At 49.3% G+C, this 14,940-nt stretch carries 14 protein-coding genes; 6 read left to right on the forward strand and 8 right to left on the reverse strand.

All coding sequences use genetic code 11. The features are described 5' to 3' along the window. Positions 1 to 324 precede the first annotated feature (324 nt). The 6 genes from QUA54_RS17215 (at position 325) to QUA54_RS17240 (ending at position 5,891) form a co-directional block, all read left to right on the forward strand. A complete protein-coding gene (locus QUA54_RS17215; protein WP_172190920.1) occupies positions 325 to 654 on the forward strand; it encodes a DUF6825 family protein in 330 nt (109 codons plus the stop codon). Positions 655 to 768: 114 nt separating this feature from the next. Next, the gene (locus tag QUA54_RS17220) at positions 769 to 2,535 is read left to right on the forward strand and encodes an AarF/ABC1/UbiB kinase family protein (protein ID WP_333415575.1); all 1,767 of its coding nucleotides are present in this window, start codon (positions 769 to 771) and stop codon (positions 2,533 to 2,535) included. A 417-nt stretch (positions 2,536 to 2,952) separates the two neighbouring features. Beyond that, positions 2,953 to 3,684, forward strand: coding sequence for a protein phosphatase 2C domain-containing protein (locus QUA54_RS17225; protein ID WP_333193012.1), 732 nt, complete (start codon positions 2,953 to 2,955; stop codon positions 3,682 to 3,684). Positions 3,685 to 3,737: 53 nt separating this feature from the next. Beyond that, positions 3,738 to 4,940: an anhydro-N-acetylmuramic acid kinase gene (locus tag QUA54_RS17230; protein ID WP_333415576.1), complete on the forward strand. Its 1,203-nt coding sequence runs from the start codon at positions 3,738 to 3,740 to the stop codon at positions 4,938 to 4,940. A gap of 80 nt (positions 4,941 to 5,020) precedes the next feature. Continuing rightward, positions 5,021 to 5,470 carry a hypothetical protein gene (locus tag QUA54_RS17235; protein ID WP_172190924.1) on the forward strand — a complete coding sequence of 150 codons (450 nt, stop codon included), beginning with the start codon at positions 5,021 to 5,023 and terminating at the stop codon, positions 5,468 to 5,470. A gap of 226 nt (positions 5,471 to 5,696) precedes the next feature. Next, positions 5,697 to 5,891, forward strand: coding sequence for a hypothetical protein (locus tag QUA54_RS17240; RefSeq protein WP_333415577.1), 195 nt, complete (start codon positions 5,697 to 5,699; stop codon positions 5,889 to 5,891). 106 nt (positions 5,892 to 5,997) lie between these two features. Here the strand turns inward: QUA54_RS17240 and QUA54_RS17245 are convergent, their stop codons facing one another. The 8 genes from QUA54_RS17245 to grpE all read right to left on the reverse strand — a co-directional run bounded on the left by QUA54_RS17245 (position 5,998) and on the right by grpE (position 14,591). Then, positions 5,998 to 6,195: an NblA/ycf18 family protein gene (locus QUA54_RS17245; RefSeq protein ID WP_006635253.1), complete on the reverse strand. Its 198-nt coding sequence runs from the start codon at positions 6,193 to 6,195 to the stop codon at positions 5,998 to 6,000. A gap of 510 nt (positions 6,196 to 6,705) precedes the next feature. Continuing rightward, positions 6,706 to 7,434 (reverse strand): biopolymer transporter ExbD, encoded by a 729-nt coding sequence (locus QUA54_RS17250; RefSeq protein WP_333415578.1) that lies wholly within the window; start codon positions 7,432 to 7,434, stop codon positions 6,706 to 6,708. Positions 7,435 to 7,449: 15 nt separating this feature from the next. Continuing rightward, on the reverse strand, positions 7,450 to 8,235 hold the full coding sequence (locus tag QUA54_RS17255) for a MotA/TolQ/ExbB proton channel family protein (protein WP_333415579.1): 786 nt from the start codon (positions 8,233 to 8,235) through the stop codon (positions 7,450 to 7,452). A 135-nt stretch (positions 8,236 to 8,370) separates the two neighbouring features. After that, the gene (gene rsgA / locus QUA54_RS17260) at positions 8,371 to 9,621 is read right to left on the reverse strand and encodes a ribosome small subunit-dependent GTPase A (protein WP_333415580.1); all 1,251 of its coding nucleotides are present in this window, start codon (positions 9,619 to 9,621) and stop codon (positions 8,371 to 8,373) included. Further along, a complete protein-coding gene (locus tag QUA54_RS17265) occupies positions 9,618 to 9,908 on the reverse strand; it encodes a sulfurtransferase TusA family protein (RefSeq protein WP_333415581.1) in 291 nt (96 codons plus the stop codon). Before QUA54_RS17265 ends, rsgA begins: the two co-directional genes overlap by 4 nt. Before the next feature lie 187 nt (positions 9,909 to 10,095). After that, the gene (dnaJ, locus tag QUA54_RS17270) at positions 10,096 to 11,226 is read right to left on the reverse strand and encodes a molecular chaperone DnaJ (protein WP_172190929.1); all 1,131 of its coding nucleotides are present in this window, start codon (positions 11,224 to 11,226) and stop codon (positions 10,096 to 10,098) included. 132 nt (positions 11,227 to 11,358) lie between these two features. Continuing rightward, complete coding sequence (gene dnaK / locus QUA54_RS17275; protein WP_333415582.1) at positions 11,359 to 13,509, reverse strand: molecular chaperone DnaK; 2,151 nt, start codon at positions 13,507 to 13,509, stop codon at positions 11,359 to 11,361. A gap of 290 nt (positions 13,510 to 13,799) precedes the next feature. Continuing rightward, entirely contained in the window at positions 13,800 to 14,591 is a 792-nt protein-coding gene (gene grpE, locus QUA54_RS17280; RefSeq protein ID WP_333415583.1) for a nucleotide exchange factor GrpE, read from the reverse strand. Between the last annotated feature and the right edge of the window lie 349 nt (positions 14,592 to 14,940).

Genomic DNA, 14,940 nt, shown 5'->3' on the forward strand with positions numbered 1-14,940 from the left:
CTCAAAAAAAAGCAGGACTCTTGGATATTGTGATTTAAATTATGTTATAATACGTGCACGACGCTGAGGTAGTGTGATGTCGTTTATTACTGTTGCCAAGCTGCAAACATTTTTGTACAAAGCAACCCCAACCTCAAATTTTAGCGAATGTCAGCCAGGCTTTTTGGCTGAGTCATTGCGCCTCAGACTGTTCAAACTCTCAAGAATCCCATCCCCGACAAAGGGGTGAGATTGTCCGTTACCCCAAACTTCCTTCCTTTGGGAGCAAGCATCATCGGGGACAAGCAAGTTATAATTTGTTGCGGAAGCGCACAGAGATTTTTTATGAGTAAACCCCCAGTTCATGCTTTTTTTGTAGGCCGAGCACTTGCCGAAGCACTGTACGAGCAATTAGAAAGCGCAGCAACCAACGCTTTCTCTGAACTCGGTAAATTTGACGCAGAACAAAGAGAACGCCTGCGACAGTTCACCGATCGAGTTGTGGAACGGGCAAACAAAGCTGCGGATGAGGCAATGCAGACCAGAACTGGCACTGCAACCACAACGATTCAAGACATTCATCCCGCAGAGCTGCAAGCGACTATTGACGAGCTGCGCGCCGAAGTGGCAATGGTGCGCTCCCAATTGCAGCGCTACCGCAGCAGTTTGCCCTAGCGCTCGCTCCGACCACAACTATTATTTACGACTACGCGAGCGCAAAGCACTGCGCTCCTGCGCTCCTATCTGCCATCAAAGCCAAAACATAAAATAAGCAATTTGGGAACCCAAGTGTCTGCTCTCCTTGATGACTCTGTTAATCGCCAGCGCTCCAAAAAGCTCGCTGGCGCAGGCGATGAGCCAAAAACTGCTGATAAATCCTACAAAAGTAAAGCTTATCGCTGGAATCGCGAAAAATACTCCCGGAAGCGGCGCTTCTTCGACATTTGGGCCTTTGTCTTGCTCTGGCTGGCTTCGCTGTGGCTCGACAGCAAAAATTGGAGCTACTGGGGAGGCGTGACTGAAGAAAAGAAAGTTGCCAGACGCCGCTTTCAAGCTATCTGGGTTCGAGAAACACTCTTGGATTTGGGACCGACTTTCATTAAAGTTGGGCAGTTATTTTCCACTCGTGCCGATTTGTTCCCGGCAGAGTTTGTCGAGGAACTTTCTAAGCTGCAAGATAAAGTGCCTGCTTTCAGCTACCAGCAGTTAGAGGTAATTGTCGAGCAAGATTTGGGCAAGACAGTTCAAGAACTCTACCGCAGCTTTGACCCGGTGCCCCTGGCCGCTGCAAGTCTGGGTCAGGTACACAAAGCTCAACTGCATTCGGGCCCGGAAGTGGTGGTCAAGGTGCAGCGACCGGGACTGCGGAAGCTGTTCGAGATCGATTTGCAAATTCTTAAGGGAATTGCCCGCTACTTTCAAAACCATCCTAAGTGGGGTCACGGCCGAGATTGGATGGGGATTTATGAGGAATGCTGTCGCATTCTCTGGCTGGAAATTGACTATATCCATGAAGGCCGGAATGCTGATACTTTTCGCCGCAATTTTAGCAACTGTGACTGGGTGCGGGTGCCGAGGGTTTATTGGCGGTACGCGGCTCCGCGAGTGCTGACTTTGGAATACCTGCCGGGAATTAAAATCAGCCACTACGAAGCTTTGGAAGCGGCCGGTATCGATCGTAAGTTAATCGCTCAGTTGGGCGCAAAAGCTTATTTGCGCCAGTTGCTCAACGACGGCTTTTTCCACGCTGACCCACATCCCGGCAACATCGCTGTTAGTGCTGACAGTTGTCTGATTTTCTACGATTTTGGCATGATGGGGCAAATCAAGTCGAACGTCCGCGAAGGACTGATGGAGACGCTCTACGGCATTGCTTCTAAGGATGGACAGCGGATTATGGATTCTCTCATCGAGTTGGGAGCTTTGGTGCCTACGGGTGATATGAGTCCGGTGCGCCGATCGATCCAGTATATGCTGGACAACTTCATGGACAAGCCTTTTGAAAATCAGTCGGTGAGCGCGATTACGGACGACCTTTACGATATTGCCTACAACCAACCTTTTCGCTTCCCAGCTACTTTTACTTTTGTAATGCGAGCTTTTTCTACCATCGAAGGGGTAGGCCGAGGTTTAGATCCCGAGTTCAACTTTATGGAGGTGGCACAACCTTTTGCCATGCAGCTTATGAGTAATGGAAATGGCCCTGATACAGGTAGCAGCATTTTTAACGAAATCGGCCGTCAGGCGGCTCAGGTGAGTTCGACTGCTTTGAGTCTGCCCCGCCGGATTGAGGAGACTATTGATAAACTCGAACAGGGAGATTTGCGGATTCGCGTCCGTTCGGCCGAAACAGAGCGCTTGCTTCGCCGCATGAGCAGCGCTCAAATGGGCACGAATTATGCTTTGCTGATGAGTGCTTTTACTTTGTCGGCGACAATTTTGTTTGTTAGCAATCAAGTCTGGCCGGCTGTGGCTGTGGCAGTGCTGGCGGCGGGTGCAGGGTTTGCTCTGCTGCGTTTGTTCAAGCGGATCGATCGTTTAGACAGGATGTCATAATTGTGCAATTTGGGATTTGAAATTTCAGGTTGGAAATTTCTCGCCAGCCAAAATTTGACCTCGAATGTTAAGTTTTGGCTGGCTGACAACACATTGCTAAAATTTAGAGCACTTACACGCTTTGACGCTAAAAACCCCGTCGTTTCGTAGATTTCTCGCCAGCTAAACCTCTGATTTTTTGTATAAATCCTGTTTTTTTTTGCCCGTGGTGCTTAATTTACTGGATTTACCGAAATTTTAAGACGGGATTACCATGATATCGATCTACAATATGAGGTCAAGGTAGTACAATTTTTCCAAAACTCGCGATCGCAGGTGGCAGAAATTTCAAGTTCCCTTCGGGATTTAAGTTTTGGAAGAAAACATTGCACCATTTCAATCAAGCTTTTAAGTTCGATGAGTCCAATCAGGCAATCTATGAAACGCTCTTTCGCAGGTAAGACAGACACAGGGCTAGTTCGTTCAGTAAATCAGGATTCATACTACATTGACTCTGACGGGCGATTTTTCATAGTAGCCGACGGAATGGGAGGACACGCCGGAGGTCAAGAAGCCAGCCGGATTGCGACTCAGGCGATTCAATCTTATTTGCTCGAACATTGGGAAGGGCCTGAGGATTCTCCGCTGTTGTTGGAAAAGGCTTTTTTAATTGCCAATCAAGCAATTTTGACGGATCAGCTAGACCACCCCGAGCGTGCTGATATGGGGACTACGGCTGTGGTTCTCATGTTTAGGGATGAGGACCGACCTTGGTGCGCTAATATCGGAGACTCTCGCTTGTACCGGCTGCACGGCTCTCGCTTGGAGCAGATTACTGAAGACCAGACTTGGGTGGCTCAGGCTGTGAAAAGAAAGGCCCTAACTCCCGACCAAGCTCGCAGTCATCCTTGGCGTCACGTTTTGTCCCAGTGTTTGGGCCGCGATGATGTGCGGGAAATAGATATTTTGCCGGTGGACGTGCAGCCTGGGGATCGCTTGCTGCTGTGCAGCGACGGCTTGACTGAGGAACTTTCCGATCCTTTGATTGCTTCGCCTCTGAAGTCGATTCGCGCCTGCGAGGGCGCTGCAACTGCTTTGATTCAAGCAGCTAAGGATAAAGGGGGACGCGATAATATTACTGTGGTGATCGTGACGATCGACCTCAAATAAATCGGGCAACCCCCCGGAAAATCTAAAATCTAAAATCTAAAATCTAAAATTTAATGACCCGCGTTATCGGTTTGATCAGCGGCACGTCGGTGGATGGCATTGATGCTGCTTTGGTGGATGTGGTCGGTTCCCAAACAGACTTGAAAGTGCAATTGGTGGGTGGCAAGACTTTCCCTTATCCTGCTAATTTGCGATCGCAAATTCTCTCGGTTTGCAGCGGCTCAGCTTTGTCAATGGCTGAACTAGCCGAATTAGATGATGCCATCGCCCAAGAATTTGCCACGGCAGCCTTGACAATTCAAGCAGAATATGATAAAGCCGAATTAATTGGCTCTCACGGTCAAACCGTCTACCACCGACCTGCAGGGAAAGCGCAGAAAGACAGCGCCAGCGGGTTGATGGGCTACAGCTTGCAACTCGGGCGGGGCGCGCTAATTGCGAAATTGACAGGCATTACTACTGTGAGTAACTTTCGATCGGCAGACATTGCAGCAGGGGGTCAAGGAGCACCCTTAGTCTCAATAGTTGATGCCTGCCTGCTGGCGGAACCCAACATCAGCCTCTGCATCCAAAATCTGGGCGGAATTGGCAATGTTACCTATCTTCCTGCCACGGGAAAGGGTGAAAACAAGGACGAGTCGGAGATTTTCAATCTTGGGGATGGCATCTCGGGCTGGGATACAGGCCCGGCGAATTCCTTGTTAGATTTGGCAGTGCAGCACTTCTCAGGCGGCACTAAGACTTGCGACGAAGGTGGAGCTTGGGCGGCACAGGGAACTCCCTGTCAAGCTTTAGTCGATGATTGGCTCGCCCAAGAGTTCTTCGGCCAAGCACCGCCGAAATCTACTGGGCGAGAGTTATTTGGTGTAGACTATTTTGACCGGTGTTTGGTCGAGGCCGAAGGTTACAACCTCAGTCCTGCTGACGTACTGGCTACTCTGACAGAACTGACTGTTGCGTCGATCGTTCACAGTTACCAAACTTTTTTATCGGCTATGCCCGATCGAGTTTTACTGTGCGGGGGCGGCAGCCACAATCTCTACTTAAAACGCCGATTGCAATCTCAATTGCATCCAGTGCAAGTGTTGACTACTTCTGAGGCAGGCTTGAGTGTAGATTTTAAAGAGGCGATCGCTTTCGCGGTTTTAGCCGCATGGCGGGTTCGGGGCATTCCCGGCAATCTGCCTCAAGTTACTGGTGCCCGGACATCGGTACTTTTAGGGGAAATTAACTCTTGTTGGCACAGTTGGGCGTGATAGCATAGAGTCTGAGGGACAACGGCTGTGCGTTGTTGCACCAGCATTGTAGCCAGCAGGAAAAGCATAGGAACAGCACTGTGGCTCACACGTTTTTAATGGAATCGGGCCAATGGACGCTCGAAGGAAGTTGGATTGAGCGCAATGGCGTGCCAATTACGGTTAAAGGCAAAACTTTAGTGAGCTGGAACCGAACAGATTGGTTCAGTATGGTGACGAAGCTCGTGTTTCCTGGAGGCGATCGCGAAGAGATTATTTTGCAGTACCGAGGACACCTCAACAGCGATGAACGGCAGTATACTTTTGTCCTCCAACACAGCGAACTCGGTCGGGTTGAGGGCGAAGGTTGGATTGCTCCCCAGTCGATCGTCCAGCGTTACTGGGTACTGGGAGACGAACGCCAACGGCGGACGGGTTTTGATACCCTGCATCGCGTCGATCACAACCGCTACTATCACTCTAGCGGCATCATGTCTGGTCATTACTTGACGAGTACGATGGAGGCTACTTTGGAACGTCAGTCGGAATAGCTTTTTCTAGAGTTACCACCTGCGAGTTCGAGGTTTTGATGTGAAAATTGAAGGTTTTGGTAGTCGGAGATCCCGCTCAGATGTCCGACTAGCGCCATTCTTGTCAAACCTCATCCGCTGTAACTAAAGACAAATATTTTATTTTGTTAAAAAGTTCACACTTACGATCAAAAATTATCAAATTTTTGAGTCGAACCGCGATAAATTATTTTTGCGGTATCTTTCTATGCCACTCAATAGATTGCTGCGATCGACTTCCCATATAGAGTCGAATCAAGAAAAAAACTGTCAAAGTTTTCTGATGGACGATGAGTCTGTGCAAATGCTTTCTACCTTCTATAGCAACCACGCCCGACGCTTAAGGACGTTGTTAATTGCTGAAACCCTTGATTTTGTAGCTTCTGGCTTCTCAGGTAGATAACTAAAGCCTTCTTCCTTCTGCTTTCGAGTGACGCCCCATCACCCCCAACTCCTTTCCGCCTGAGGGAAGAGAGTAAGAGATAGAGGTCGCCGACTGCGACTCTTTGCTACTCAACGCCTGGGTTTGGTTCTAGGCCCCAATGATGTTTCAGAAAATGGCGGTACATGGTTTCCCGCAGCATCATTTGCTCGTAAAGCTTGACCAAAAACTCCTGAGCTTGTTCGCGGCTCATGTCACTTACCTGTGTTTTGAAGGAACACAGGCTAAATTGCTGTTCCAAAGACAATTCTGCTGGTTGGCTCATGACTTTGACTCCTCTGTAAGTAAAGGTGACTTAAAAGTGAACACCTGGATTAACCAGATTTGTAAATTGTTTCAGCGATCGACCCTTGGTTTCGGGATGCCCGATGGCCTATCTCGCTTTAGTATATATTACAAAAGGTAACAATTGTTTGACAAAATCACCATCTGTCCCAGGAAATAGCTTACTTAGGGATAGAGATGCCAAGATGTCTGCAAAAGTTCCTTCCGCAGGCATATACAACTGTATCTACTTGTCAAGAGAAAAAAGGCTCAGTACGAACCAAAAGAATTGAAGCCCTTTATACCAAATCGGACGGAGCTTCTCTCGGCGAGGGGGAGAGGGGGAGATGAGGAGAGCGGGAGATTAGGAGATTGGAAGATGAGTAGATGGGAAGATTGGAAGATGAAGAGAGGGGAAGATTGGAAGATGAAGAGAGGGGAAGATTGGAAGATGAGAAAAGGGGAAGATGGGGAGAATTTCTATTCCTCTGTTCTCCCTTCTTCCTTCTAACTAATTCGATGAGCCACCATCCTGGGGTGGAGTGGCCGCTCCGGGTCTGAAATTGGGAGCAGCGGGTGCAGGCGAAACAGGAGGAATAGCCTGATTTGTCCCAAAGTTGCTAGGTTGCCCCGGAGCGGGGAGAGGAGATTGAAACTGATTGGGATTTAACTGCTGCTGTCCCGGAGCGGGGAGAGGAGATTGAAACTGATTGGGATTCAACTGCTGCTGCCTCGGAGCCACAGGAGACGGCAGGGGTTGACCGGAATTGCCGATCGCAGGTGCAGCAGGAATGCCAGAATTGGGAAGCGAGGTATTGGGCAATGGGGAGGGAGCCGAACTAGGAAGAGTTGCTAGGGCCACTCTATCGCCCCCTACCTCTCTCAATTTGTCTAAAACCTCGACAACTTTGGCATATCTAGCATTTTGAGGAGCGTACAGCACTATCAACCCCGCAGGATTTTGGGTTTGGAAACTCTTTAAAACTCGATCGAGCTGTTGGTAATTAACAGGCAATTGGTCGATATAAGTTTGCCCAAAATCGTCAATGCTGACAATCAGCATCTCTCGCATCTGGGTTTGTCCAGTCTTCGCTTTAGGCAAATCGACATTAATTGCTTGCTGGCGAGTCAGTTGCAAAGCGGCCAGCAGAAAAAACGTCAAAATGCAAAATATCACGTCAATTAAAGGCACCAGTTCAATCCGAGCCTCTTCAGCAGGAGTATCTAGATTAATCTTCATCAGTTCTCAGGAGTTTTAATTATTAGAAGGTGAATCTTCTGCCGGATCGGAACCTTTCAATTTCGGCTCCCGGTTCCGTTCTCCCGATTCTTGAGAATTGAGAGAACGCCTGTTCAAACCATCCGAACCAAAGGAAGAATTGCTGTATTCTGCACCGGGCGATCGACCCTTAGCATTAGCGGCAGGCCAGTATTGCCTGTAAAGCAATTCCAGTTCATTTCCAGCTTTGCGAAATATTTTTGCCTGGTTGAACAAAAAAGCTTGAAATATCCGATAAAACGCCAAGGTAAAAATTGCTACTACCATCCCACTAGCAGTCGTGATCAGCGCCTCGCTAATCCCCAAAGTTACGCCTGTTGTTGCCGACGTGCCGATGTCGCCCAGACGGATAGAACTGAGCGAGTTAATCAAGCCCAAAACTGTTCCCAGCAACCCCAGCAAAGGGGCTAGAGCGATCGTAGCTTCTAAGATTTTGTCACCGCGGCGCATCGAAGCCAACTCTTCATCGGCGGCAGCTTCGAGTGCGAGTCGAAATAAATCTGGTTCGGGATTGTAGAGCCGCAGGGGTGCAGAAAGAAATCGCCCGATCGGCTGTCGGTTAGCTTGTCTGGCAATCTCGTTAGCCGCCCCCCAATCGCTGCGAGCCGCATCAAGAATGCGGTTAACAATCTGCTTTTCTTTGCTCAGGAGGCTCGCCCAAAACCACAAGCGCTCGATAATCGTACTCAAAGATAGAATCGATAACACCAACAGGGGCCACATGGCGGGGCCGCCTTTTTGAAACAGTTCTTGAATATTCACAGTATTTTTACTCCTGCATAACCGGCTGCGCTTGGCTTCTGTTGAACTTTTTTTAACAAATTTAAGGCCATTTAATTTTAGCTATTAATGTACTGTGCTCCGGGGTCGATCGATCGATCGCGATCGACTAATTCCTCACAACTCGTCTAAATCTTGACACATATCTTGCAGCGACTGGTGTTGAAGGCGGCGGGAAGAGCGGCGATATTTTTTAGTTTGCAGCTTCGGTTCGTATTGCTGCGTACCATCCGACTTGGTTTGCTGTTTCAAACTCGCCTCAGCACTACTAGAGTTTTGCTCTTGTTGCTGGCGGACGATCGCCTCTTCGAGAAAATTCAAGTAATAATCGTAGCGCTCCCAACCGCCCCGCACGACACAGTTAGGCTCGTCTCGGTGCGAACAGTCGCTAAACTGGCAGCTACCCAAAGCCAGCCTCTGGCGCGCTTCTGGGAAATATTGAGCTAACTCTGAGGGATCGCATTCGAGAGCCGGCTGATTAAAGCCCGGAGTATCGGCCAACAGTCCGCCGCCGGGGAGTTCAAATAGTTCGACGTGGCGAGTCGTGTGGCGCCCGCGGCCGAGTTTGCCGGAAACAGCGTTCACTCGCAGATTCAGGGCCGGGATCAGTTGGTTTATCAAGCTGGACTTGCCAACCCCAGAAGGGCCACAAATTACGGTTATTTTCCCTTGTAAGTGGCCCAGAAGGAAGTTCGGCAACGGGCTATGTACGGGCTTTAACGGATGTAACGGCTTGACCGAATTTGGAACTTGGGAGTTATCCTCAGAACTCAGCATACATGGCTCTATTTTCTCCACTAAGTCATGAAAAGCTGGTTCCGATGCAGAAACTTCATTTTGACCGTTAGCGGGGGCTTCCTGGACTCCTTCGCCGCTGCGGACGCTAATAAACATTGGTTCGTAGCCCCAGCCTGAAAGCCGATCGCGCCACTGTTCCAACTCATCGGGCGTGACCAAATCGCATTTGTTCAGGCACAAACTCACCTCTAAACCGGTAGATTCTGCCTTGACTAAAAACCGAGTTAATGATGCGGGGTCTAAGTCGGGTTCGGCGAGGGCAAAAACGAGGAGAATGCGATCGGCATTAGCTACAGGCGGGCGGTTGAGTTCTGTTTGCCGCGGGAAGACTTCAGAAATTGCACCCCGGCGGTCAGTCCAGTCCGGTTCGTCTACCACCACGCGATCGCCCACCATCACCTGTTGGCCAATTTTTTTCAGTCGAGTGCGACGAGTGCACAGGAGAATCGGAGAATCAGCGAGGGGAGCATTTTTCCCGTCAATGGAGGCCTCGGGATCTAACCTCACTTGGTAGAAGTTAGCCTGAACAGCAATTACAGTACCCACGATCGAGGGCGAATTCAGGCTCATCCTGCTTCCTGGTGTTCTGGGCGCTGCACTTTCATGGCAAAAAAACCCGACTCCGGCTCATCCGCGATAAATTGCGTTTCGAGAATCTGGTAGCCTTCCATTTTCAGACTGTCGGGCACTTGTTCGATCGGCTCTCCAGCGTCCAGCCACACCTCCAAAACAGCACCAGGTGCCATTTGCTCCAAGCGGAGCTTAGTGCGGACAAAATTGAGAGGACACGGAGTGCCCCGCAGATCGATTTTGGCATCTGGGGATTTAGGATTTTCAATTTTGGATGTTGAATTCATAATGCTTTTTGCAATCTCAAATCCTGAAAGCCTTAGTTTTTTAAACAAGTTGCCTGGAAACTGGAAAATCTAAAATTTTGTGTCCAATTCACACAGATTGTTATTTTTTATCGAAATTTTGCGTCCCATTCGACACAGATTATTATTTTTTCTGGAAAAAGTGAGCGCAATTGCGCTCACTTTTTCCTTATTTCTGAAACAAATTTCCCAGAAATCCTTCCAAACCGCCTTTACCGGTACGATCGCCCTTCAGCTTAGCAAGCTGCATCAGCAATTCCCGTTCCTCAGCCGTCACCTTAGTAGGAATGTCAATAGACACGGTAATCAAATGATCGCCGCGACTGACTGGATTTCCCAACCGAGGTACCCCTTTTTTCTCCAGAGTCAGAACAGTATTCGCCTGAGTTCCGGTAGGAATCAACAATTCCGTCGGCCCGTCTACGGTTTCCACTTCCAACCGGCAACCCAAAATTGCTTGCAAATAACTAATCTTAACTTCCGAGTTAACGTTAATACCGTCCCGCTTAAATAGCGGGTCTTCATTCACAGCCAAGAACACGTAAAGATCCCCGGGCGGTCCGCCCAGTTTGCCGGCATCCCCTTCATTAGAAACGCGCAAGCGAGTACCGTTGTCAACCCCAGCCGGAATTGTGATTTTCAGCTTTTTCATCACTTCTTTCTGGCCCCGGCCGCCGCAAGTTTCGCACTTGTCCTCAATCACTTGCCCGGTGCCGTTGCAACTGGGGCAAACTGAAACTTGAGTAAAGCTGCCGAAAGGAGTGCGAGTAGCGCGTCGGACTTGACCGCTGCCGGTACAAGTCGAGCAAGTTTGGGGTCTCGTGCCCGGTTTTGCCCCGGTACCCGTGCAAGTTTCGCAGGTTTCTAGGTGCTTGATGCGGAGTTCTTTTTCCCCACCAAACACTGCTTCCCGAAAATCCAGCCGCAAATCGAGGCGCAAATCGTCTCCGCGCACCGGCCCGCTGCGCCTGCGACCTTGCTGTTGTTGGCCGCCGACACCTCCCTGAAAACCCTGAAAGAAGCTTTCAAAAATATCGGCAAAGCTGTCGCCGAAGTCTTGGAAACCCGGAGCGCCTGCACCGCTCACGCCTGCTTCGCCGAACCGGTCAAAACGGGCGCGGGTTTCCGGCTCTGAGAGTACCTCGTAGGCGCGGTTAATTTCTTTAAACCGTTCCTCAGCACCGTCTGTTTTGTTGACATCTGGATGGTACTTGCGAGCTAGACGGCGGTAAGCACGCTTAATTTCTTCTTTGTCTGCGCTACGAGAAACGCCTAATATTTCATAGTAATCACCGGCCATAGAGCTGCTTGCCTGGAGGTAAATAACAAAAAGTGTACGAAAAAGAAACGGGCGACCTTTCCTGAAATTACAGATTAAAAATTAAAAATTAACAATGAGAATTTTTAACTTTTAATTTTTAGTTTTTCAGTTTTAAAGGAAAGGATTCATATCATCAACTTCCGGTTCGGGAACCTTCGGTTTTTGTTTTGACTGTGGATTTGACTGTGGATTTGGCTGTCGTTTTGACTGTCGTTCCGGCTTTGGTTCCGGCTTTGGTTCCGGCTTTGATTCCGACTTTGGTTCTGGCTTTGGTTCTGGCTTTGGTTTCGGCTTTGGTTCCGGCTTTGGTTCCGGCTGCGCTTGGGGCGCCACCAGCAGCTCTTCTGTCAGCAAAATGCTGTCGTCGTCCGCTTTAACCTCTTGTGGTTCTGATTCTACTTCTGACATCATCTCGCTTTCAACAACAGCCCCTGACGGGGCTACTCCGCTGCGGGCTTGGTCGTAGACTGCTGTCCCGAGCGAGTATAGCAGTTGCTTGAAAGATTCGATTGCGGGCGTGAGTTCCTCGACTGTGATATCGGGGTTAGTCATCGCTGCCCGCAAGGCTGCTGCGGCTGTTTCCGCTTCGGCCTTGAGGTCGTCGCTCAGCAGTTGCGCGTTGGTTTTTAAAGTTACACCACAATTATAGACGAGGGAGTCAGCTTGATTTTTGAGTTCGACGAGTAGAGCGCGCTTGATGTCCTCGTCGGCGTAAAGTTCGGCTTCTTGTCGCATCCGCTCGACTTCGGTTTCGCTCAATCCCCCTGTATTGGAAATTTGGATGCTTTGTTCTTTTCCGGTTCCCTTGTCTTCAGCGGCAACTTTGAGAATGCCGTTGGCATCGATTTCAAAGGTAACTTCAATTTGAGGTACACCGCGGGGGGCTGCGGGAATGCCTTTGAGCAGGAACTTGCCGAGACTTTTATTGTCTCTAACCAATGCCCGCTCGCCTTGGAGCACGTGTATTTCTACCGAGGTTTGCCCGTCTGCCGCCGTGCTGTACATTTGCGATCGGCTCGTGGGAATAGTTGTATTGCGATCGATTACTTTGGTGAACACCCCGCCCAACGTTTCTAGTCCCAGAGAGAGCGGGGTCACGTCAAGCAGCAGCAAATCTTTGACCTCACCGCCCAACACCCCGGCTTGAATTGCCGCACCTACCGCTACAGCTTCGTCGGGATTGACCGATTTATCAGGAGCAACGCCCCCAAAATACTTGCTAATTGCCTTTTGAACTGCCGGAATCCGGGTTGAGCCTCCCACTAAAATAATTCTGTCTATATCTTTCGGGGTCAAACTTGCGTCTTTGAGCGCTTGAGTCACCGGATCGATCGTCGCTTGCACCAAATGAGCCACCAGTTTTTCAAACTGAGCTTTGGAGAGTTCCATTTCCAAATGCTTCGGCCCTTTGTCGTCAGAGGAGATGAAGGGCAAATTGATTGAGGTGGATTCCCGGTTGGAGAGTTCGATTTTCGCTTTTTCCGCAGCTTCTCGGAGGCGCTGCAAGGCCATTTTGTCTTGTGAGAGGTCACTGCCTTCTTGAGTCCGGAAAGCTTCTACCAGCCACTGGACTATGCAGTCGTCAAAGTCATCTCCTCCGAGATGGTTGTTTCCGGAGGTAGCGTTGACTTCAAAAATTCCGTCTCCCAGTTGCAGGATCGAAACGTCGAAAGTACCGCCTCCTAGGTCAAAAACTAAGATTTTCTGTTCTATATTTTGCTTGTCAAGCCCGTAGGAAAGGGCGGCCGCCGTCGGTTCGTTGACTATCCGCAAGACTTCTAGACCCGCGATCGTACCGGCGTCTTTAGTAGCTTGCCGCTGGGCGTCTGTGAAATAAGCTGGCACTGTAATTACTGCTTGGGTAACAGTTTGTCCCAAATAAGCTTCAGCATCTTGCTTTAGCTTTTGGAGTACCATTGCCGAGATTTCCTGGGGAGTGTGAACCTTGTTCCGAATTTGGACGTTAACGGTGTCGTCTTTGCCTTTTATGCAGGTATAGGGAGTCCGGGCTCGTTCTTCTTCCGTGTCGTCCCACCGTCGCCCGATAAATCGTTTGATGCTGTAGACAGTATTTACAGCATTAGTTACAGCTTGCCGCTTGGCCAATTGACCTACTAAGCGATCGCCCGCCTTGCCAAATCCTACTATACTCGGAGTTGTGCGGCCGCCCTCGGAATTGGCGATCACGACAGGTTTACCGCCCTCTAACACAGCTACACAACTATTAGTCGTGCCTAAGTCAATTCCAATAATTTTTCCCATAGCGCCTCATAAAACTTTGTGGGATGTTTGGAAACCTCCAACTACAAGTTGGGGGAGGAAAAACGACTCAGCTTGTTCAAACAAGCATCACCAGACCAGATTTGTAGGAAATAAACTAGATGTCCTAAGGCAATATCAAAGACGGGTAAAAACGTTTTTCCGAATTTTTTGAGAAAGCGCTGACCTGCTTTTAGTCATCAATTAAGAATTTGGTTAATCTGCCGCCTTGGGGCCCCCGAATAGAATTCGGGGGTTAGTGACTTTGAGGAATGCAGTAGCTTGTATCCCGATTAACTTTCCGAACTATCGGGATTTTCATCTGAGGCTACCACAGATAGCCCAGCCGCTGCAACTTTCACTTTGGCGTGCCGCAAGACGCGATCGCCCAGAATGTAGCCGCGTTCTAGTTCTTGGATAATTGTTCCTTCCTCGTGTTCGTCAGTTGGCTCGCTGAGTAGAGCTTCGTGGAGGTTGGGGTCAAACTGTTCGCCTTCGGGGCGCATCGGAGAAACCCCGATTTGCTTGAGGCTATCTACCATTTGCTTGTAAACGCTTTGGTAGCTTTTGTGAATGTTCATTTCGCCATCGGTTTGCGGCTTGATGTGCGATCGAGCGCGCTCGAAATTGTCGATTACCGGCAACAGGGGTTTGATCGTGAGACACCTTGCCTGTAAATCTAGCTCTTCTTTTTCCTTTTGGGTGCGCCTGCGGAAGTTCTCAAAATCTGCTGCTAGGCGGAGATTTTGATTTTTCAGCTCTTCTAGTTGAGCGGATGCCGCTTGCAACTGAGTTTTTAAAGCCTCTTTTTCATCTGTTGCCTGGGCCAGTTCCTTCTTCAATGACTCCGCCGCGTCTGCAGTCGGGCTGTTGGTGGAACTGCCGGTGACGGTAGGCCCTGGTGCGTTTGCTGGCGGGCGATCGGCCTGAGCACTTTGATAAGCTCGAGCAAGTTCGAGCTCCCAATCTGCTGATCCGTTCGAGTTTGCTGGTGCCGGCGGATTTTCGCTTGCCATTGGCGAACCCTCTGGGGTTTCCCCAGTTGAGTTAGGATCTCGATCTTGCTGTTTTTCCTCGTCAATCATAAAAGCTGCGCGACAGAACCCTATCAATTCTAGCAGATACGTTTAACCCGGTAAATCTAGAGTTATCGAATTTACTGTGTATGGCACAATCTGAAATGAGGAAATCTCGCTTGCTGTGGAGGCATATCTCAAAGCTTTCAATAAAATATTCAAAGGGCAGTTTAGATATTTATCTATAGTATGACCGCTGTTGAGGCTATTAAACGTTTGTTGCTTCCTAATTTTCGATTAACGCGAGCGCATTTATAACAGGTTATATTAAAAATATTCGGGTGCGATTCGTTTAACCTAAATGGATTAAAAATCCAGGGACGGTTAGCCTAACCCCTTGGTTAGTGTAACTGATTAT

Source organism: Microcoleus sp. MOSTC5 (genome assembly GCF_036701825.1).
In the GTDB taxonomy this organism is placed as follows: domain Bacteria; phylum Cyanobacteriota; class Cyanobacteriia; order Cyanobacteriales; family Microcoleaceae; genus Microcoleus; species Microcoleus asticus.

Excerpts from the sequence above, each read along its gene's own strand:
- QUA54_RS17215 (WP_172190920.1), top strand. The coding sequence starts at position 325 with ATGAGTAAACCCCCAGTTCATGCTTTTTTTGTAGGCCGAGCACTTGCC.
- QUA54_RS17225 (WP_333193012.1), top strand. The coding sequence starts at position 2,953 with ATGAAACGCTCTTTCGCAGGTAAGACAGACACAGGGCTAGTTCGTTCA.
- QUA54_RS17230 (WP_333415576.1), top strand. The coding sequence starts at position 3,738 with ATGACCCGCGTTATCGGTTTGATCAGCGGCACGTCGGTGGATGGCATT.
- QUA54_RS17240 (WP_333415577.1), top strand. The coding sequence starts at position 5,697 with ATGCCACTCAATAGATTGCTGCGATCGACTTCCCATATAGAGTCGAAT.
- QUA54_RS17245 (WP_006635253.1), bottom strand. The coding sequence starts at position 6,195 with ATGAGCCAACCAGCAGAATTGTCTTTGGAACAGCAATTTAGCCTGTGT.
- QUA54_RS17250 (WP_333415578.1), bottom strand. The coding sequence starts at position 7,434 with ATGAAGATTAATCTAGATACTCCTGCTGAAGAGGCTCGGATTGAACTG.
- rsgA (WP_333415580.1), bottom strand. The coding sequence starts at position 9,621 with ATGAGCCTGAATTCGCCCTCGATCGTGGGTACTGTAATTGCTGTTCAG.
- QUA54_RS17265 (WP_333415581.1), bottom strand. The coding sequence starts at position 9,908 with ATGAATTCAACATCCAAAATTGAAAATCCTAAATCCCCAGATGCCAAA.
- dnaJ (WP_172190929.1), bottom strand. The coding sequence starts at position 11,226 with ATGGCCGGTGATTACTATGAAATATTAGGCGTTTCTCGTAGCGCAGAC.
- dnaK (WP_333415582.1), bottom strand. The coding sequence starts at position 13,509 with ATGGGAAAAATTATTGGAATTGACTTAGGCACGACTAATAGTTGTGTA.
- grpE (WP_333415583.1), bottom strand. The coding sequence starts at position 14,591 with ATGATTGACGAGGAAAAACAGCAAGATCGAGATCCTAACTCAACTGGG.